The following is a 19858-nucleotide window of genomic DNA, read 5'->3' as shown; positions in this document are numbered from 1 at the left end:
CCGCTTCCTAGAAACCCAACTCCCAAGGACACGTATCATGAAAGCAATGATGATCGCAGCTGCTGCTCTTGCTGGCCTAGCAACCGCCACCTCTGCCTTTGCGCAGCCCCCCGCTTCGTCCCCGAACTATGCCGCACATCCTCCTGTCATCACCCAGGTGAAGCTCGGCGGAAATGCTGCGCAGGCCGGCCACTGGATCCCCCCTTACGGCACCGCGGTGCCGCAGGCCACCCGCTCTCAGGTGTATCACGACCTCGTGCACGCCGAGCAGGACGGCCAACTCGCCTATCTGAACTCGACCGTGTACGCTCATTCGTAAAGGCTCGCAACGCGCATGCAACTGTTGCATCGCCGCGCCTTCACTCTCTGCGACAGGCGGCGGAACTCTTGCATAGCGGTAAAACTCACGGTTTCATAAGGCCCACACACGCGGCATCGAAAGCGGCAGGTGTTTCATATCAGCCTTGAAATCAGAATCCAAGCAATATATTTCGGAGTACGAATATGAACAAGATCACGAAATTGGCAATCCTTCTATGCGGCGTGGCGGTCACTGCCCCAGCGTTCGCAGGCACAACGCTCTCCGCCCAGGAATGCACGTCCTACCCCTTTGTCAAGACCACGCATAGCCTGACCCGCAGCCAAATCAATACCGAACTCAAGGAGCTCGAATCGGTTGGCTACCAGCCCGGCCTGTCCGACAATAACTACCCGCATCTGCTCAATAAGGCTGAAGCAAAGCTTCAGGCTGCATACAACAGAGACTGCATGCACGACGCTCCGTCCACGTGATGCGAGAACGAGAAGCTTCAGCGGCAGGGCAGCAGTACCGACGTGTGTATGACCGATCATGCGGTACGCTCCTGCTGCTGCTCAAGCCGCCCTTCTCGTTGTAGCTCCTTGAATTGCCGATCTCAATGCTGATGGCCCGCTCGGTAACGACGTGATCGATAGCTGGCCGCGGCGGCTCCCACACATCCCGCGGCGGCTGCCGTGAAACCCCTCACGCCGCGAGTGAAGCGGCCCCACCCGTGGGCGAAGGGTTCGGCCCACACCGCTGGGCCTGCCAAGCGGTGACTTCACTCATCACCTCGTCGGTCACTGAGCTGATGAACTCGGGCGACACCACGGTGTCGTACTGCTCCTGCAAAAACGCCTTTGTCTCGCGTACGGTCATGGCCGACGCATACATGGCCACGATCTTGTCGTCGAAGCCTGTGAAGCGTCGTTCGTGCTTAGGAATCGGTGGCGGTTCGAAGCTGCCGTTGCGGTCGCGAGGTACCTCAATGCGGTTCGGGCCGCCCTCGGTCGGAACCGTTTTGGCGCCCGTCCCGTTGCGCTGGTTGGTGACTGTGGCAGGCTTGGCAGCGCCGGGTGGATAGCCCAGGTGGTGGTTCATCTCGGCACCCAGCACTCGCTCGACCAAGGGCTTCTTGATGGCCAACGTCGCGGCATTGATGGTTTCGGCCGTCATCGGGCCGTTACCGAACTGCCTAGGCAGTTCGGCGGAATTCACCGGTAGGTCCGCTGCCGGGGCTTTTCGCACCGCCTAGCCACACATTCTCTTCATTGTCGTACCGCAAAATGCAAAAAGCCCGCTCGATGGTGGGCTTGCCCAACTTACACTGTGTGTAGGGTGCTGAGGCTAATAGCCGCCAATTTCGTATCAATCACCCTTCCTATGTACGTCGAGCATTTCATTTCGACGAGCGCTGCCTGTTTCAAGGTCTGCCTGAATGCCGCTTGAAGAGACACGCACTGACCGACAGCGGGGCCGTCGCCGCAGCCCGCAAGTCGGATCTCATCCGAGTCGATCACAACATCGTCTAGCAAAAGCTGCGCCGTTGCATTCTGCGGATCGCCGTCGAAGTTCTCGATTACGGCCTTTCCAATGATCACCCACGGAAGCGGCACGTCAGTTGGCAGAGGGGGTAAGGTAAATTTGGCCGCAAGCGTAAGTTGAAAATTATTGAGATCTACCGAGCCACCATTGCTTGTAAAAATCCCTTCGGGCGCTGTCATCACAATCTCCGCAGGAAGATTCAACAATCAGGTCTTCAGCTTGATATCACTCCAGGCACCGGGTGTTTCAGTATCCCGCGCTGATACGCGACGGTTGTCCGGATTGCAAAGATCCAGAGAAGTCCAATCATGACGCGACGAGCTTTCGTCCTCGTGATGTCACCTGGGTGGAGTCAAGAGTTCGAGCATAGGTTGGCTGATCCCTCTGCGCTACTGAACTTGGCGAATCGATGGGCGCTAGCGTACGGACGGCGCGGGACACGAACTCCTCGACCACAGTGAGTGCGATTCGCTGAGCAAAGTAGCGCGAGCACAAAAGAACGATCGTACTAAATTGCAAATTATCTTCATGTTAAATGACGTTCTATGAGATGGCGACTTCAGGCGGTGGTTAAAGGCTGTGTGTGGCGACGCACATGGCTGTACGTCGCCCGGGAAACCTCGTAGACCCTTCGCGCTCATTCTGGGGAGGCCTCTCTCTTCCTTCGCGCATCATCAATCAGAGGGGAAAGGCGCTCGACGGACTTCTTTGGTGTTGGAGAGGTATGCGCCGGTGGATGTACATTCCACGGCGCAGGAGCCATATGGCCGTGGGCAAGAATGGCCGCAATTGTCACACCGGCGACCCTAGTGATGACCGTCCCAGCCGCCTTGTCAGCCACGTAACGCACCACCTTTTTGACCTGTTCGGCCGCCTTCTTCGCCTTCCAGCGCTCGTTTATCTTTCGCTTTAGCCGTCGTTCGATGCCACCGGCCTTACGGCCTCTGCCTTTCGATCTGCTCATCACCTGCTCCCAGTGCGGCCTTGCCGCGTTGGAACGTATGTGGTGTTGTGCCTTAAAAGCAAGCTGGTGCAAAAATATATCCTGCCAGCCGAGCACCTAATGGTCGACCCTTCGTTGGCAACTTTGGGCATCTTGCCTCTAAGTTGTCTAAACAGCCAGCCAATTGCATCCAAGTACCGTTAAGAAACATCTGGGCCTTGCAATAACCCTACTCGAATTCCCCCAGCACGTACAAGCGGAAAAACACAAAAGTTTTAGAACAAGTAGTCGAGCGCACACTTTTACGCTCGCCTCAAAGTTGGGTACTTTGGACGTAGTCGCCCGTGGAGCCTGGACGCTCCTCGTGAAATTTCGCACCTGATCGCGGAGCCCTTCAAGCTACCAACGCGGGCAAAGACAACGGAGCCAAGGGGTTTCTGGGTCGATGTCAGCGTGCGCACTTTGCCAAAAGGCAGCCCCACCACGCGTAGCTGCGTCTAACCGGCAGCGCATAAGGCCACACACCGCCGGGATAGGCTGAGACGGGCCCTCGCGGCGAGGAACGCGAGGCCAGGCGGCATGCCCGGCCCAAACTTGAGCTGGCTCATATCGGGCCAGTAGGCGAATAGCACGACGGACGGCAGACACGGGCTCGCAGCCGGCGGGCGGCGCGAATAACAACCAGTTTCAGGCGATGAGCCATGCGAAGGTCCGGGGTGCACGATTCTGGCACTGAACGGCCCTGCGGGAAGCGCCGCCGAGCCTCAGCTTCCGAGGGACAGGTCGGTCGCCAAAGCGCGCCACTCTGTGCCGCCGCCGAATGCGAACCGCACTGCTCCGGGGCGTGATATTGGCCTACCTCTCGTTGACAGACAACGAGCGAAAGTCGGGGAAGAACATGCGAAGTCCGATCCACACTGGCTGGAGCGCCGGGGACATCCGCGAGTTAAAATGCGCTCTCCTGGTGCACTCTAAAGATTTTGCCCGATGTGCCGTTACCACGATATGAAATTCGAGTCCACGCATAGTGACCGACTACGCCTGCCAATGGTAGGCTCTATCAAACTCTGCAGTTTACGAAGATTGCGGTTGCGGATACCTAAAAGGTAGGACATAATCGCAGGTTCACGGAAAGTAAATACGCGAGGAGGTGGCTGATGACGATCACTGAGCTTATCGCCGCTGCTAGGGCGACCGAAGTCGACGAGGCGAAGCTCGATGCTATGGAGCAACGCATGTCGGACGCAGAAAAATGCTACGAAGATCGTGCGAATTCGCAGTCCGTCAATAGTGAATTCCTCGCGCGCACTTACAGTCTGTAAGAACATTTTAATTGTCAAATAGCAGCCCTTCGGGCTGCTATTTTTTTTGCCCTCGATAAGAATGATCCCTTTCCTGGTTTGTGGCTTTGGCAAGTCGACCATCAGTAATCTGGTAAAGGAATGCTTCGGATCGGATTTTCCGGATATCTTTCGAAAACTCCAGATAGACTATATCTATCGCTATTTGAAGGACCTTGGGGCTAAATCGGTCTTGCTGGAGTTCGAGTATGTCGATAGAGACTACCTCGAAGATCACAGCCGCTTTTATGTCAAGCGCTTCAGTAGCGCCGGTCACAAATGTGCCCGGATGCACTTCTTCTCGTGTGAAGTTGATCACGAGTTGATACACGAAGTATTGAAAAGTGGCCACAAGAGCCCCCTCCAGGATGCCTACCTGGGCTTCATGGTGATCAAGCCCCTGCCGCAGACCTTTATTGGCAAGACCTGCCTCAAGCACTATCCCGGAATCAACGAGACGACCACGAAGCATTCGCTCGTCAGGAAATACGAGGTCAATCTTTTTGGCATTGATCTTCAAGTCGACTCGATAGCTTTCCAGGAGCAGGACAAAGTCGTTTCAGCTTGCGCGACAACATCGATATGGTCCGCCCTCCACGCGATTGACCAGATACAGATTCGAGACATTCCATCGTGCAGCGAAATCACGACGAATGCGATCAATTTCATAGAGGGCTCAAGTAACAGCTTTCCCAACAAGGAGTTGTCGAATAAGCAGATCATGCGAGCACTTGATGTGCAAGGTTTACGGCACCACGGTGAAACACTGGAGTTTACAAAGCAGGACGACTTCCTGCGTGCCGTAATCGCGTATATCGACAGTGGGATACCGCTGATCCTCGGCGTTGACGTTTACGCCGTAGAAGAGACTGGACCGAAAAAGCTCGCGGGTCACGCGGTCACAATCCTGGGCTATTCCTCAGCCGGAAATGCGGCCATTTACCTTCACGACGACCGGTTGGGCCCGTTCGTCCGCGCAACGTTCACTGATTTCGGCGAAGCGGGAGTGCCCGAATTGTCCTGCAGATGGGGCCTCGCATTGTGTCAAAAGGACGACAATGGACAGTGGCTGGCAGAGCACGAAGTCTTTCTCCCGAGCAGTCTTATCGTTCCAACACATAATAAAGTTCGCCTCCCCTTGCGCTTCGCACTTAATACCTGCGATTCGATTGCACGAGAGTTCAGTGTCCGACTGAATGAGATCAGCACTGGCGTAGACCAGAGTGCTCAAACCGATTTTGCCGGTGCGTTGACATTTAGTGTCTCGCTCCAAGAAATTACAACGATCAAGCGAAACGTCCGCGGAATGGGTCACGCAACCTCGTTTACCGGAAACAATGGCGAAACGATTCCGATTGCGGACACCGATATCGCGGAGTGGGAACGCAGAAAACTTGCCTTTCTGACTGGGAGCTATGCACGTTTCCAATGGGTGGGGCGCTTCTATTTCCAAAATCAGCCGGCATTTCAGGTCCTGATTGATGCAACCGATATTCCTCAGGGTAATGCGGTGTCTGCTGTACTGATCGAGAATCAGGTCGCTTCCGAGCCCGTGCTGGCCCCCATGCGGGTCTATGCAGCTTCATCGAAGAGGCGTGATCGAATCAAGCCAAAAAACGAAGACTTTCTGTATTCATTTCTGAAGTGCTTGAACCCTAAAGACCGTCACTTGAACGACCACCTCGATAGTACGTACGGCGAGCTTCGTGCTCCAAAGTACTTGAAGGAGTCGGAATTTTTTGAGAATGGCACGATCAAGAAAAATACGTCCGCGCGAACGTTCTACGAGTCTACAAGCGAGACCCTTCAAGAGGTGTTTGACGGACTCAGGGCAGGCGCGGAGACCGAGTATGTGATTTGGGCCGTTTCCCACGAAGGCGGTTTGCTGATCGGGCGAGAGATCGATCAGATGGGACATCCCTGCCTCACAGGCTTTAAGCCGGCACGTATCGCAGGTGAGCTGAAGCGGACCCAAAGTGGCTGGCTCATCAACTCGAAGTCTGGTCGATATAGCGGTGACTACCGTGAACAGACTATGTATCTTGGAAATGCACTCGAAAAATTTCGATCGATTTTCTACCGTTCTAGGGATGAAATTTGGACGGAGAATGATCTCCCGAGACGCGGTCAGACATAACGCCTATACGCGCCCAAAAATCTGTGCTTGCAACTTGGGGCGTCCGCCGGGGCCGAAAAACAATCGAAAGGAGCTCCGTGAGCGATCCCATATCCATCCTCGATCGTCACTTGGCGTAATGCTGCCTGGCTTCGCCAACTGCGAATATTCTCCAATCTAACTAGACGTTACCGCGTGTCCGGTCGTGCAGGGGCAAATCCACCCGCGGATTGCGCCATAGCAACAGGGTCGCCAGTAGTACAAGCAGTGTTGCGCCACCGCTCACGGCCAGAGACAGCACGTGAGTACTCATATCGCCCATGTTCGTACCCCACCAGCGCACTACCACAACCGCTATCCAGTAACTTGTCGCGCTGGCCCAGATGTTACGTGCTCGAGCAGCGAGGACGAGCACCAGGGCAATACTTGCGAGCGCAACAGAAATCGGCGCGCTCGCGATCACGGGGCCGAACATGTGTGCGCCTGCATCACCGACGACCGTTCCGAGCGCACCAGCTGAGAGCATGGCGAACCAGAAGACGCCATTGATGGATGGGACAGTGGAACGCATGCCGTTCCTCGCTTGCCACACAGCGAAAATGAAGATACCTAACAATATGACTCCGGCTGCCAGGTAACCAAGGTGCGCGTGCTCAACTAAACCATCGGCAATATCGGTTGCTGCTGCACGAACGATCAGAATGGCCGCCCAATAAAACATTTCGCTGCCGGTAGTCGAAAACCGTTCAGCCAGCATTACGAGCGCAAATAACACTGTGGTGAGCAGCAGCCCCGCGGCAGTCTGTAAGCCAAGATAGTGAGGGATGATGTCGCCAAGGTTGGTACCGCACATGCTTGCAACACAAATGGCTGCCCAATATCGCGCGTGAACGATGGGAGTAATCTTCAATTGCATAGTATCTTCTGATCCTATTTTTTCAAGATGGAGCTAGACATAGACGTGTTCAGCGTGTGTGATGGATAGGATAGAGGGGCAGGCTTAGCGTTCACTTAGGGCTGTGATGTATGTAAGCTAGGCGCCGCATCCGAGGGAGGTGGCCGATTCTATTAGGACTGTCGGACAAGTGAAGGCAAATCGACAGATTAAATAAAAAAGACGGCGTCCACGCGATGTGGACGTCGTCCAATAGTCTTTCCTCGAGTAGTTTAAATCGACATCAGAATTTGTGACGGATGCCGATCCGGGTGGTGAACTGATTGTTACTCGTCGATGCTGTAATGTTGTTGATCGCAGCGACCGCGGCCTTTCCGGTTGAGTCTTCACCCGATGCGTGCTGGAATACACCGATCAGGTAGATATCTGTACGTTTCGAGAGAAAATAATCCAACCCCAACGAATACTGGAAGTACTTCGCTCCTTCCGTACTGGGTCCCTTAGCCAGCGCGACACTGCTGCCGTCGGTATAGTCGAATGCCGCGCCGCCAAGAAAGGCAGGGGTAAACTGATATTTAAAGTTTACGTCGAACGTGTTGAAGGTCGCATCGGCCCCATGCTGGTAGATCGTTGTGCCGTTCGCGCCGAGATTACGGAAACTAACGTTCGAATAGGTTGCCCCGAAAGTCGCTGCGCCGAATGTGTAGTTGCCTCCCGCTCCGATGACCTGGTACGTGTTTGCACTCACGAAACCTGAATAGACAGGCGTCGTGACAGTCGCGGGCGTAGAACTCGTTGTGTTATTGCCGAACATCCCCCCCGCGTTCGACGGCGTACGTGCATTCAAATAGCCTACGCCAAGGGAAAGAGGGCCGTTGTCGTAACCGACGCCCAACGACCAGATCTGGTTTTGCGTAAAGTTGCCAGCGGTACCGCCAAAGCTGTAGGTTCCTCCAAACCGCAAGCCTGCATAGTCTGAGCTGGCGAACTTGACGGTGTTGTTTGTCCGGTAGAGATTGTTGAAATTGTCGAGGTCCCCTGGGTGCGCGACGATATACCCGCCCCACTGATCGCCCGCTCCAAACTTCCCGACATAGTCAACGACGGAGTCGTACTGGCGACCCAGCGTCACGGTACCAAAGCGCGAGCTGCCCAGACCGACGTAAGCCTGGCGGCCAAACATCAGCCCACCCGTGCCGAGCTTACCGCTATTCACGTCGAATGCGTTCTCAAGAACAAAGACCGTTTTCATTCCGCCGCCCAGATCTTCCGTACCTCGGAGCCCAAAGCGACTTCCTTGCACAACGCCGCTCGAAAGATTGTACAGTCTGTGACCGCCCGAGTTGGTGTTGAAGTTGAAACCTTCGTCGATGATCCCGTACAGCGTAACGCTGCTTTGGGCGTGCGCAGCGCCGGTGAATGCGCCCAGGACTGCGAGTGCGAGAAAAGTCTTCTTCATTGATATATCTCCATGTCCGTCTGTTGTTTGATTTGAATTATGAATAGGATTACTAACTGTTTGTTCCTTAGAAGCACTCTCCCGAAGATTCCTGAAAAACACACGCAATAGATATCTGCGCAAGAGCAGATCGAAATGCGATGCGGCTGGTGACTCCCTGGACGGCTAGACGTTCTCGAGTGTTGCTCGGATGTGGGCCCGGAGGGACCGCTGCCCCTCCCTGGCTACATAGTCGTCACACCGTCACGCGTGTCCCATCAAATTTGGTAAGGGAAAAGCCACTGAACCTCTCTGGATAAAGTCGCACGTGATCGGAAAGGACAGTTAGGGCGAATGTTTCACCGAGTTTCAGACCTTCCGTCGTGTCGGAACGGAAATGCGAGCCATTGAAGTTAGCGGCAAACGCGCCGCCCGCCAGTTTGTTCAATTCCTTGCCAACCGTCAGTTCATCGGTTGAGGCGGTCAGACTCAGTCCATCTGCGCTCGGTTGTACCGGCTTAGGGAAAACGAAGTCCTCATTGAAGAACCACTTAAGGACAGTAACCCCGGCGCCTAGAAAGGTGGCGCACGACTGCGTGTACGACGGCTGCTGGCCGCCGCCGGTGGGCAGGACCTGTGACACCAGATAGCTACCCTGCTTTGAAAATATTTCTGGGAGAACACGCGAGTTAAGGAACTCGGGATGGAACGGGTACTGTGCTCGACCCAAAAGCTGGTTGTGCACGCGGCCGCCGATTTGCTCCGGCTTTGGGCGCCGATGCACGACCCATTTCTGAAACCCGGCGAGCGTGTCAACTGGTGTCCACACGCGTCCGATGAGGCCGCGAATGTCCTCCCGTCCAAACGAAACTCCGCTAGTCTGCTTCGTCGATGTCCGGTACGGGTTGGCGGGATCAAGCGCGTTCGGGCCCATCGCCAGAAGGATCTCTGCCGCGTTGATGAGCGTCTGGAACGTCGTATAGTTGCGGAACGCCTCGAACCACGCCCTGGCGGTCAGAGCATATCGGCGCTGCGGTTCAAAGACGCGTTCCTTCGGTGACTTCTTGCCATTCTGGATGCTGAGCCATTCATCATAGTTCGTCATGAAGTCGAGATTGGCTTTCGGCGCCCGGGTGAGTTGAATAACGGGGGCGAGGGACCCGTTCGGAACGTCCAGCAGCGAGAATTGGGACAACCGTGGCCCGTCAAACTCGTTGGGCAGTCCCGCCCGACCGAACGTGCGCGGCGTCACACGTCCGCCCTCCTTTGGCCCCTTATAGCCACTCAGGCGTGACAGATCTGCGCAAGCAGCCGCGACGAGTGGATCGTTGCCGTACTGGGAGAACGGTACATCGCGCGTGAGCGCCATCCAGTACGTCTCGACCAGTTCCGCCGCGAACTGTTCACTTGCGAAGGTCGGGGCCGGTGGCAACGCGAGCCCCCACGGATCCTGGCCTTCAAGGAGAAACGAATATGCCTGGAGCGGGTTACCAAGCTTGATCGTACCGCCGAGAGGGACGGCCTCGAACGCTTCAAACGTTCCGGCTTCGATCGCTGCAAGAAGCGAGCGGTAGGCCGCCGGGTCGACCTCCCCTAACGCGTTGTGGGGCAACCCGCGACTAAACGAAGCAAAGTAGTTTCGGTCGGCGTAGAGCGCCTCGTCGCCGTTGTTGGGGTGCTCCAATACGAACGATTGCGCGTGACCATCCGCAAGTTCGACGCGCAATTGACGGGCACGGTCACGACGATGCGTCATGCGGTCCGCGCCGGCCGCAGGTCCGATCGTTTGCTCCGCGGCATTGGCGTGTTGAATGGGAAGCGCTGCCGCAAGCGCCGTCATGGCCGCGGCCTTGAAAAGATTGCGGCGTTGAACGGAGGGCAACGCAACTGAAGAAGAGCGGTCGTTCGTGTTTTTCTGCATGTCTGTGGGCGTAGTGATTCGGCTAGCTGGTGAAATATGAACGCTGCATCTGACAGAAAGCAGCCTGCAGATTGAACGTCGATCGTGATGGCGTCAGACGACAGGGGCATCCTGCACCGACGCCGCTGAGCGCGTCCTTCGCCGAACGTTCAGTCATCCTGCGCAAAACAACCCGTGTGATCCGGCAAGAATTGCTCGAAATCTCCGGCAAGCAGTAACCGGCAGAGGGGATCTCCGGCGCGCGAATCAAATCGGTCGCGGTCAATACGGGGGACCGCATTCGTCGTTAGCGCTGCACAGCGCACATCCGTACGGTCGACGCAATTGAAATGCCACACGGCCTTCGACACCACCCATTGTTGCAGTATTCCTTCGTGGAACAGCGGCGCCGGAATGGCCCTCATGTGCGGCTCGGACATCATTACGTGTCTCCTGCGATTTCTCTTATGGCAGTCTCCCCTTTGGGGTCGCGAGCGGTGCCAAAGACCTATTGGGTTGAATGCAAGCGTTCGGGTTGGGGCGCCACTCGTAGTCAGCCCCTAATCCGGATTGCGCGCGATGTGCCCCTTTCTGATTTTCAGTTGTCCTGATCACGTCCGCGGCGCCCCTATTGATCTCTTATGAGGGTCCGTGGCCAACGCGCCTGGATGAAGCCCTGGTGAGGTTCATTTGCGCCCGCGCCGCGTCCTCAACAAAGCTCTGGCACTTCGGCACGTCCTCGTTGTCTCTTTGCAACCGAAAACGCAGTCAGGTTATTTTTTTGGAGTGCGTTTGTCAATGCGAAAACGCAAAGACAATTCATCTTCGCGCAAAAAAAAGCCACCCGAAGGCGGCTGGACAGGCATTTAAGCCTCGAATGATCGTTTACCCGCTATGTGGCCGATTCTGTCGTCAGGGGCTTATCGATATCCTCGAACAGCTCGACAACGGCCTTCTTGCGCCGTGCTGCGTCGATATGCTGCCGCATCATGCTCGCGGCAGAGAGAACGTCACCTCGCTCAATCGCATCGAGTATGTCGATATGCTCCTGAGCCAACGCCTGGCGTGGCAGGCGCCGTTGGGCCTGCCGATATTCTGCAAGACGGCGTAACTGATCCAGCCTGCGCAGGGTTTGATGCGCGAGCCGGTTCCCGGACCAGGAAACAATAGCCTCGTGCAGCCGCGCGTTAGACTCAAAGCGCTCCGTCGCCGTCATCGCCTTGTAGCCACCGTCAAGGATCGCCTGCTGCTCGCGTCGCAGTTCGCGCAACTCCTCAAGGTCTGGACGAAATTTCGGGCTGAGGATGCAGGCCGGTTCGATGGCGACTCGCAACAAATACATGTCGTCGTACGCCTCGAGTGAGTCGATCATCGGCAGGAAGCGCCATCCGTACCCGGCCTCCTTCTCAACCCATCCTTCACTTTGGGCGCGCACCAGTGCTTTGCGTACGTCACTTCGGGAGGCGCCAAGCATGCGCGTCACGTCCGCTTCTGTGACGGACTCGGGCATTTCGCTCCGGAAGCGCGATTCAGCAAGTCGCAGGTACAGCGAGTCGTCCGCAGCGTTCATCTCATCAAGCACTTCGCCCGGAAACTCATCGAAACACGCGCTCACTGAATAGCCGCGGTTTTTGTCGTATCGGATAAAGCCGGTCTCGACCAGGCGGTCAAGTGCGACACGGACCGGCGAGCGCGATGTACCAATAAGTTTGGCCAACGTCCATTCAGGCAGACGCGTTCCCGGCGGCATGCGCTCTCGCCGAATATACGCAACGATTTCTCGCAGGGCCTTTTGCTGGCCGCTGGTCATATCAGATGTCATGTCGCAGGTGCGGGCTAGTCAATCGCGGACGTTGAGAATATACCGCGCGCAGCGACGCTCAGCACCTCAGAAACGGCGACAGAAAAGCGATGCGCGCTAACGGATTATGCGTTTTCGCTTCAAAAAACACAATATCCGCTGACCCGCGACAAAAATGGGGGGAGTATCGCCCAACGCGCCGACTCTGGATCAGTCGGACGCTTTTTCACGCACCGCACTGCGCAAGTGAAGCTTCATGAAGTCTGCAGCGGCGTCACGCTGTCCGGCGAGGAGCAGATCGATAAGCGTAAGGTGTTCACGACAACGCCGCTCAGCCTGATCACGATCTACGGCTTTCCGGTACTCCATGAGCCTGCGCAGCCGATCCAGCCTGCGCAATCCATCAAGAATAAAGACGTTCCCCGAGCACGCCGCGATAGTCTCGTGCAAGCGACTGTTTGCATCGAACAGGGCGGCTGGCGACGCCGTTCTTACGCCTCCGTTTGCAAGAACTTCCTGCTCAGCACGGCAGCGCAGGAGTCCTTCCCGGTCGAGCTGAAAGGTTGGCTCGAGGATTCCTGCCGCTTCGATCAGCAACCGGTAGCGATATCCCTGGCGATACGTTTCAGAGGACGTAAGAACCGATTGAAACTGCCAGCCATGCCCCGGTCGACGCTCGATCCATCCCTCCTGAACCATCCGTCGTAACACTGCATTGAGCTGGGCCCGCGTCACGGCGTATCGCCGCATCAGCTCGTTTTCCGTAACGCGGTCTTCCAGCTTTCCCGCGAGCCTGTCTTCAGCAATAGCGAGATAGGTCTCCTCCCCGGCATCGACACTTTCAACCTCAAAGACTTCCGGCTCAGCGCCGGGAGGGGCTTCGTCGGCCACGGCGTAGCCGCCGTCCGGGTGTGCAGCAACGACCGCTTGAGCGGCAAGGCGTTTCAACGCCTCTCGCACGGGAGAGCGCGACACATTGAACTGCTCGGCCAGCGAGCGTTCAGGCAACCGTGTACCGGGAGCAATACCGGTCCTGGTGATGTGCTGGTGAATGTTTGTCGCGAGTACGTCGGCTAGAGCGCGGGCCATGGCATCGAATTGATCGAACTTTGCTCGATGGTATCACAAATCCTAAAAGGTATTTTAACGTCGTCTAGAACCACCTTGGATGCGATCAACATGGCGGTCATCGAGCTGGGATTCTCGACTGCGTTGCGGTTTTCAGGCCTCAAATTGACCCTATCGGGTGGACTCTAGCCATGATCGTTTACCCGTGATGGACTTTCGCAAACACAAAAAACCCTTTACTTGGTTTCTCACACGCATAAAATACCAACCAACAAAGCCTCTATCTGACGGGAGACACATGTATCGCAGGAACCTTCTCGGCGCGAGCCTGGCTGCAGTCGGCGGCTTTGCGTTGTCCGGTGCGTGCTCCGGAGCCGCTCTGCCCAACGGCAGCGCCCCCACGGTCGACGCGTTGCCACTTGACACACCCAGCCTGCCCAACTCAGCGTTGCCGACGGGGAGCTGCGACTGTCACGTCCATATCTTCGACGCCGAGAGGTATCCGTTCGCTGTCGAACGCTCCTACACGCCCGGCCGTGCGGTCGTGTCCGATCTCCTCGGTTTTGAAGGGCGTCTGGGAATCGAGCGTGTCGTCGTCGTGCAGCCAAGCGTTTATGGGATCGACAACGCGGCGCTCGTTGCCGCCCTGAAAGAACTCGGGACGTACCGCGCACGCGGCGTCGCGGTCATTGACCCAGGTGTCACTACGGAGGCCGAACTGCGTACCTTGCATGACCACGGTGTCCGCGGAGTGCGTCTGAATCTCGAAGTCAAGGGGCAGCGTGACCATGCGGTCGCCCTTGCACAGCTCCAGCGCGCAGCACAAACCGTAGCGCCGCTCGGTTGGTCAATTCAGATCTACGCGGACGTTGACGTCGCCGCCGCCATGGCGCCGACAATCGCGAAGCTTCCGGTTCCGGTGATCCTCGACCACTTCGCCGGCGTGCGCGTCGCCAGGCAACCCGAGCAACAGGACGCATTCGAGACGGTGCTTCAGCTCGTGAAAGAGGGGAACGTCTACGTGAAACTCTCGGCGCCCTATCGCGCCTCGCGGCAAACCCCGGACTTCGCGGACATCGGCCCGTTCGCTCAGCAACTCATTCGCACCCGGCCGGACCGGATGCTATGGGCATCCGATTGGCCGCACACTGGCAGCGCGAGCCATCGCGACGGTGATCTCAGTCGTGTTGAACCTTTCCGCAAGGAAGACGCCGGTCGTGCCCTGAACAACGTGCTTGCCTGGGCTGAGACGTCCAGCGTGCGCCGCCAGATCCTTGTCGACAACCCCGCCCGACTCTATGGCTTCGCCGCGACGGCAAGCTGAAACCGACTCCAGACTCTATCGAGGAATTAATTCATGTTTCGCACCCTGAACCCTGCCACCGAAGAGGTCGTGGCCTCTTTCAATCCGGATACGCCTGAGCGCGTAGAACAGGCACTCGCGGATGCGCAGGTCGCGCAGCGCGCCTGGGCAGGCCAGCCGCTGAATGTCCGTACAGCAGCGGTGGCGCGCATTGGTGAGGTCCTGCAACGTCGCAAGGCAGAAATCGCGGCGCTGATTACGCTGGAAATGGGAAAGCCCATCGCAGAAGCGGAAGCCGAAGTCGAGAAATCAGCGTGGACGTGCCGCTACTACGCAGAGAACGCCCACAGATACCTCAATGACGAGGCAGTTCTGAGCAACGCGAGCGAAAGCTACGTTGCTTACGATCCGCTGGGCGTCGTGCTGGCAATCATGCCGTGGAATTACCCGTTGTGGCAGTTCATCCGCTTCGCCGCCCCCGCCCTGTGCGCAGGGAACGGCGCCATCCTCAAGCACGCGGCCAACGTGCCCCAATGCGCGCTCATCATTAACTCCGCTTTCGCCGAAGCGGAAGTGCCGCAAGGCCTCATCGCGTCCCTTCTCATCGAGCCTGAAAACGTCGCTGCACTTATCGACGACCCGCGCATTGCCGCTGTTACCCTGACCGGTTCGACCGCCGTTGGCAAGCTCGTCGCGTCGCAGGCCGGCCGCGCCATGAAAAAGCAGGTCCTCGAACTGGGTGGATCAGACCCGTTCATCGTGCTGGCCGACGCCGACGTCGAAGCCGCCGCGAAGGCAGCCGTCAAGGCGCGCTTCTCGAACACGGGCCAAAGCTGCATTTCGTCGAAGCGCTTTATCGTCGACGAAAAGGTCGCTGACCGTTTTGTCGCAGTGTTCTGCGAAGGCGTGGCAAAGCTCAAGGTCGGCGACCCCATGCAGCGCGACACGACGATTGGTCCGATGGCCCGCGGCAACCTGCGAGACGAACTGCATCGCCAGGTCGAACGCACCGTCGAGGCAGGTGCGGTCCTGAAGGCCGGTGGTCAGCCCGTCCCAGGCCCCGGGTACTTCTACGCGCCGACGGTGCTGGACCACGTCGCCCCCGATATGGCCGCTGCGGTCGAAGAAACCTTCGGCCCGGTTGCGGCCGTTCTACGTGTCGCCAGCACCGATGAAGCTGTCGCGCTGGCGAACGCAACGGAGTTCGGTCTCGGCGCAGCGCTGTGGACAGGCAACCTCCAGCAAGCGAAATCGCTCGTGCGCAAAATCGAAGCGGGCGCAGTATTCGTCAATGGTCTGGTCGCTTCGGACGCACGCTTGCCCTTCGGCGGCATCAAACAGTCTGGCTACGGCCGGGAACTGGGTGCAGCCGGCATTCGCGAATTCACCAACGTCAAGACCGTCTGGATCGGGCCGGCCGCCTGATTCAGCGCCCACGTCTGCCCTAACTGGAGCACACACATGACCATCAAGACACCCTCGGGCGCCGCTCTCCTCAAACCGGACCAGCTCCCTGCCTATGACCGTGGCGGTGGCGCGAGCACTACGCCGCTCGTCGGCAAGTCGATCGGTTCCGACAGCTTCATTACCGGGTACACCTCGTTCGCGCCTGGCGTGAAGATTCCGTTCCACAGCCACAACTGCCAGGAAAGCGTGGTACTCGTTGAAGGCCACGCGATTCTCGATATCGACGGCCTGGAATACGAACTCAAGCCACTGGATACCACGTTTATTCCACCAAACGTGCCACATCGTTTCCGCAACCTGTCGGAAACCGAACCGATGAAGATTCTCTGGATCTACGCCCAACCGGACGCGACGCGAACCCTCGCGGACAGCGGCGAGACACGCCCCGTGTCCGCAGAGCACCAAACCCATTCGAATTAAACTGAGTAAATTATCATGCGTATTCTCGTTTGCCCCGGTGACGGCATTGGTCCCGAAATCGTCGCCGCATCCATCGACGTTCTTGGTAAGGCTGATCAGGTCTTTGACCTTGGTCTGCAATACGACTACGAAGACATCGGGTTCGCCAGCCTCGAAAAGCACGGTACGACGCTTCGCCCCGAAGTGCTGGAAAAGGCGCCCACCTATGACGGCCTGATCCTTGGCACCGTCTCGCACGCCGACTACCCGCCTCCCGAGAAAGGCGGTCGCAACGTCTCTGCCGCGTTCCGTTGCGACCTCGACCTGTACGCCAACGTCCGTCCGTCGCGTACGCGTCCGTTCCTAACGTCGAATATGCGCGAGGGCAAGACCATGGACCTCGTCATCATGCGCGAGGCGACTGAAGGCTTCTACCCGGACCGCAATATGGCTCTCGGATGGGGCGAAATGATGCCCTCGAAGGACATGGCGCTGTCCGTGCGCAAGATTACCCGCCACTGCAGCGAACGCATCGCACGCCGCGCTTTTGAGCTTGCGATGAAGCGCCGGAAGAAAGTGACGGCTATCCATAAGGCGAACAGCTTCCACATGACCGACGGCCTGTTCCTCGAATGTGTGCGAAACGTTGCCAAGGAATTTCCCGAAGTGCAGTTGAACGACTTGCTCGTCGATGCCTCGACCGCTCACCTCGTGCGCGCGCCCGAGAAATTCGATGTGCTGGTTGCGACAAACTTCTACGGCGACATCATCAGCGACCTGGCCGCAGAGCTCTCGGGTAGCCTTGGCCTCGGCGGTTCGGTCATGGCCGGCGACAACCTGTGCTGCGCGCAAGCTCAGCACGGCTCGGCACCGGACATCCAGAATCAGGACAAGGCCAACCCGACTTCAATGATCCTCTCTGTGAGCATGCTGATGCGCTGGATCGGCGAGCACCGTCAGAAGCCCAACTTCATCGCGGCCGCCGACGCCATCGACAAAGCCGTCGACACGGTCCTGGCGAACCCGGAAAGCCGCACAGCCGACCTCGGCGGCAAGATGGGCTGCAGCGCCTTCGGAAGGCAAGTGGCGGACGCGGTTTCCGCGTTGTAAGAACCGGCCGCAGGGCCGGCGATTCCGGCCCCGTAACGACAAGAACACAACCCGGAGACATTCGATGATGGCTGAGATACCGACGCTCGGTGAATGTCGCCGCGCCGGCCTCGAGATCGGATTTGACTCGACCTGCGCAGGCGAGCTCCGGTAACACGTGCAAGGCGAAATCACACGCCTTCATCGAAGGATTTAATATGCATTCCGAACCAGTATCAATGAGCGCGTCGACCGATCTCGATGGAGACAGGCAGGCTATTCGGCAGCGGGTGCTAAGCAAGAACGCCTGGCGCCTTCTGCCGTTGCTTACCCTGGCTTTCATTTTCAACATGATCGACCGAACCACCGTAGGGTTCGCCGCCCTGACGATGAATCAGAGCATCGGACTCACTCCGGCCCAGTTCGGGTGGGGCGCCGGTATCCTGTTTGCCGGGTATTGTACGTGCGAGATCCCGAGCAACCTTGCACTCTACCGCTATGGGGCGCGCAAATGGCTAGCGCGGATCATGATTACCTGGGGTTTCGCTTCTGCCGCGACGGCGCTCGTCCAAGGCCCAACCAGCTTCTACGTCCTCCGTCTGCTGCTGGGGGTTGCTGAAGCGGGCTTCTTTCCAGGCGTTACGTTCTACCTCGCGTGCTGGTTCCCTTCGCACTATCGAGTCCGGGTGCTCGCTTTCTTCACGCTCGGCGTCCCCCTCGCGTCGGTTGTCGGAGGCCCATTCTCTGCGGCCCTGCTGGGACTCGATGGCGTCGCGGGTCTACATGGCTGGCAGTGGATGTTCCTCGTGCAAGGCATGCCCGCGGTACTGATCGGATTCGCAGTGCTCATCTTGTTGCGCGACAACCCGGTCGACGCTTACTGGTTAACGCAGGCGGAGCGCAGCGAACTCGTGACAATGCTCGCTGAAGAGCCGCGTGCGAAGCCGAAGAAGGCGCTGTTCGCGGCTTTGAAGGATGGCCGAGTGTTGTTGCTTGCGACGATCCAGTTCGGCTTCGTACTTGGCTCATATGGTGTCGGAATCTGGCTGCCGATCATCCTCAGGGCACACGGGTTTGACATCATTTCTGTCGGCCTGTTGTCGACCATACCGTATATCGCCGCGGTCGTCGGCATGTTGATCTGGGCGCGCGCAGTTGATCGCGGCGGACGAAACGTATTCCATTTAGCGAGTGCCTGCTTGCTCGGTGGGATCGGTTTGGCTATTTCCGCACTCTCCCACAGCATCGTCGTTGAAATGGTCGGCCTCAGCCTGGCGGTTCTCGCCGTCAGCTCGGCGCGCGGCATCTTCTGGACGATTCCGACCCAGTTCCTTACTGGCGTCGCGGCTGCAGGCGGTCTCGCGTTTATCAATTCCATCGGCACGCTTGGTGGGTTCGCAGGGCCCTATCTCGTTGGCGCCCTCAAGCAAACGACAGGCACTTTCTCCGCCGGTATCTGGGCGATGGCAGGGATTCTCGCCGTGTCGGCAGCCTTGACGGCCATCGTGCCAATCGTAATGCGCAGACAGTGAGGTACGCCGGGCAGGCAAGGGGCAGAACCGGTCTTCCTGCTACGTCTGCCCGCATTTCGAAGAAACACTTTGCGTTGCAAGCAGAACCCGTGGCCATGGCTGGTAGAAACTGCCAGCACCAAAGGCGGGACGCCGCGACTCACGCGCCTTACCGCATCGCGGACAAGCTCCCGTGCGTGTCAATCCGGCTGCGGATTCCGATCGCGCGGCATGACAAGCGTACCGAGCGCGGCACGTAACTGATCACACAGGGCAACGGGGCGACGCGTTTGGCGATCCACGTAGACATGCACGAAATGTCCTTGCGCTGCCGCCTGATCTTCGCCTTCCTTGAAAAGCCCAATTTCGTAACGCACGCTCGTTGTGCCAAGGCGAACGACGCGCAGCCCCGCATTGATGCGTTCCGGAAACACGAGTGGGGCAAAATAATTGCATTGTGTCTCGACAACCAGACCGATTGTCGTGCCGTTCCTGAAATCGAGCACGCCAGTACGAATCAGATACTCGTTTACGACGGTGTCGAAGTAGCTGTAATAGACGACGTTATTCACGTGGCCGTAGACGTCGTTGTCCATCCAACGTGTGTCGATAGCAAGGAAGTGCCTGTAGCTGGATCGCGGGAAGGACGCCGGTTTGTTCATGTTGCCCTCAGTTCGAGTGATGCATTTGGACAGTTCCGCGTTGCACTGTAGAGGGCGACGCAGCGCCCCGTTAATCACGTATC

At 57.7% G+C, this 19858-nt stretch carries 18 protein-coding genes and 1 pseudogene; 9 read left to right on the top strand and 10 right to left on the bottom strand.

Features of this window, described 5'->3' with window-relative positions:
* The first annotated feature begins 37 nt into the window (after positions 1–37).
* Together U5A52_RS30645 and U5A52_RS30640 are read left to right on the top strand one after the other, a co-directional pair.
* Positions 38–319: a DUF4148 domain-containing protein gene (locus U5A52_RS30645; RefSeq protein ID WP_321937513.1), complete on the top strand. Its 282-nt coding sequence runs from the start codon at positions 38–40 to the stop codon at positions 317–319.
* 185 nt (positions 320–504) lie between these two features.
* Complete coding sequence (locus tag U5A52_RS30640) at positions 505–792, top strand: DUF4148 domain-containing protein (RefSeq protein WP_321937512.1); 288 nt, start codon at positions 505–507, stop codon at positions 790–792.
* Positions 793–1045: 253 nt separating this feature from the next.
* On the opposite strand, the pseudogene U5A52_RS30635 reads toward U5A52_RS30640, so the two are convergent.
* From U5A52_RS30635 to U5A52_RS30625, 3 genes and pseudogenes are all read right to left on the bottom strand, one after another.
* Positions 1046–1546: pseudogene (locus U5A52_RS30635) on the bottom strand (transposase); the annotation flags it as partial.
* A gap of 74 nt (positions 1547–1620) precedes the next feature.
* Positions 1621–2022 (bottom strand): hypothetical protein, encoded by a 402-nt coding sequence (locus U5A52_RS30630; protein WP_321937510.1) that lies wholly within the window; start codon positions 2020–2022, stop codon positions 1621–1623.
* A 458-nt stretch (positions 2023–2480) separates the two neighbouring features.
* The gene (locus tag U5A52_RS30625; RefSeq protein WP_321937508.1) at positions 2481–2807 is read right to left on the bottom strand and encodes a hypothetical protein; all 327 of its coding nucleotides are present in this window, start codon (positions 2805–2807) and stop codon (positions 2481–2483) included.
* Between the two features lie 1136 nt (positions 2808–3943).
* Between U5A52_RS30625 and U5A52_RS30620 the strand changes: the two genes are divergently transcribed.
* Entirely contained in the window at positions 3944–4108 is a 165-nt protein-coding gene (locus U5A52_RS30620) for a hypothetical protein (protein ID WP_321937507.1), read from the top strand.
* Positions 4109–4169: 61 nt separating this feature from the next.
* The gene (locus U5A52_RS30615) at positions 4170–6263 is read left to right on the top strand and encodes a C39 family peptidase (RefSeq protein WP_321937505.1); all 2094 of its coding nucleotides are present in this window, start codon (positions 4170–4172) and stop codon (positions 6261–6263) included.
* 160 nt (positions 6264–6423) lie between these two features.
* On the opposite strand, the gene U5A52_RS30610 is transcribed toward U5A52_RS30615, so the two are convergent.
* From U5A52_RS30610 to U5A52_RS30585, 6 genes are all read right to left on the bottom strand, one after another.
* Positions 6424–7158 (bottom strand): hypothetical protein, encoded by a 735-nt coding sequence (locus U5A52_RS30610; RefSeq protein ID WP_321937502.1) that lies wholly within the window; start codon positions 7156–7158, stop codon positions 6424–6426.
* Positions 7159–7420: 262 nt separating this feature from the next.
* Positions 7421–8596: a porin gene (locus tag U5A52_RS30605; protein WP_321937500.1), complete on the bottom strand. Its 1176-nt coding sequence runs from the start codon at positions 8594–8596 to the stop codon at positions 7421–7423.
* Between the two features lie 235 nt (positions 8597–8831).
* On the bottom strand, positions 8832–10496 hold the full coding sequence (locus U5A52_RS30600) for a hypothetical protein (RefSeq protein WP_321937498.1): 1665 nt from the start codon (positions 10494–10496) through the stop codon (positions 8832–8834).
* A 149-nt stretch (positions 10497–10645) separates the two neighbouring features.
* The gene (locus U5A52_RS30595) at positions 10646–10918 is read right to left on the bottom strand and encodes a hypothetical protein (protein WP_321937496.1); all 273 of its coding nucleotides are present in this window, start codon (positions 10916–10918) and stop codon (positions 10646–10648) included.
* A 449-nt stretch (positions 10919–11367) separates the two neighbouring features.
* On the bottom strand, positions 11368–12285 hold the full coding sequence (locus U5A52_RS30590) for a GntR family transcriptional regulator (RefSeq protein WP_321937494.1): 918 nt from the start codon (positions 12283–12285) through the stop codon (positions 11368–11370).
* Between the two features lie 201 nt (positions 12286–12486).
* Positions 12487–13365 carry a GntR family transcriptional regulator gene (locus tag U5A52_RS30585; protein ID WP_321937492.1) on the bottom strand — a complete coding sequence of 293 codons (879 nt, stop codon included), beginning with the start codon at positions 13363–13365 and terminating at the stop codon, positions 12487–12489.
* Between the two features lie 277 nt (positions 13366–13642).
* Between U5A52_RS30585 and U5A52_RS30580 the strand changes: the two genes are divergently transcribed.
* From U5A52_RS30580 to U5A52_RS30560, 5 genes are all read left to right on the top strand, one after another.
* On the top strand, positions 13643–14668 hold the full coding sequence (locus tag U5A52_RS30580; protein ID WP_321937490.1) for an amidohydrolase family protein: 1026 nt from the start codon (positions 13643–13645) through the stop codon (positions 14666–14668).
* A gap of 33 nt (positions 14669–14701) precedes the next feature.
* On the top strand, positions 14702–16072 hold the full coding sequence (locus U5A52_RS30575) for an NAD-dependent succinate-semialdehyde dehydrogenase (protein ID WP_321937488.1): 1371 nt from the start codon (positions 14702–14704) through the stop codon (positions 16070–16072).
* A gap of 36 nt (positions 16073–16108) precedes the next feature.
* Positions 16109–16534: a cupin domain-containing protein gene (locus U5A52_RS30570; RefSeq protein ID WP_321937487.1), complete on the top strand. Its 426-nt coding sequence runs from the start codon at positions 16109–16111 to the stop codon at positions 16532–16534.
* 15 nt (positions 16535–16549) lie between these two features.
* Positions 16550–17623: an isocitrate/isopropylmalate dehydrogenase family protein gene (locus U5A52_RS30565; protein WP_321937486.1), complete on the top strand. Its 1074-nt coding sequence runs from the start codon at positions 16550–16552 to the stop codon at positions 17621–17623.
* Positions 17624–17841: 218 nt separating this feature from the next.
* A complete protein-coding gene (locus U5A52_RS30560; RefSeq protein WP_321937484.1) occupies positions 17842–19134 on the top strand; it encodes an MFS transporter in 1293 nt (430 codons plus the stop codon).
* A gap of 179 nt (positions 19135–19313) precedes the next feature.
* On the opposite strand, the gene U5A52_RS30555 is transcribed toward U5A52_RS30560, so the two are convergent.
* Complete coding sequence (locus tag U5A52_RS30555; RefSeq protein WP_415774078.1) at positions 19314–19775, bottom strand: acyl-CoA thioesterase; 462 nt, start codon at positions 19773–19775, stop codon at positions 19314–19316.
* Positions 19776–19858: the final 83 nt, after the last annotated feature.

It is taken from the genome of Paraburkholderia sp. J8-2, from assembly GCF_905220195.1.
Lineage (GTDB): Bacteria > Pseudomonadota > Gammaproteobacteria > Burkholderiales > Burkholderiaceae > Paraburkholderia.
The sequence above is the reverse complement of the archived record's forward strand: the minus strand, read 5'-3'. Positions and strand labels throughout refer to the sequence as shown.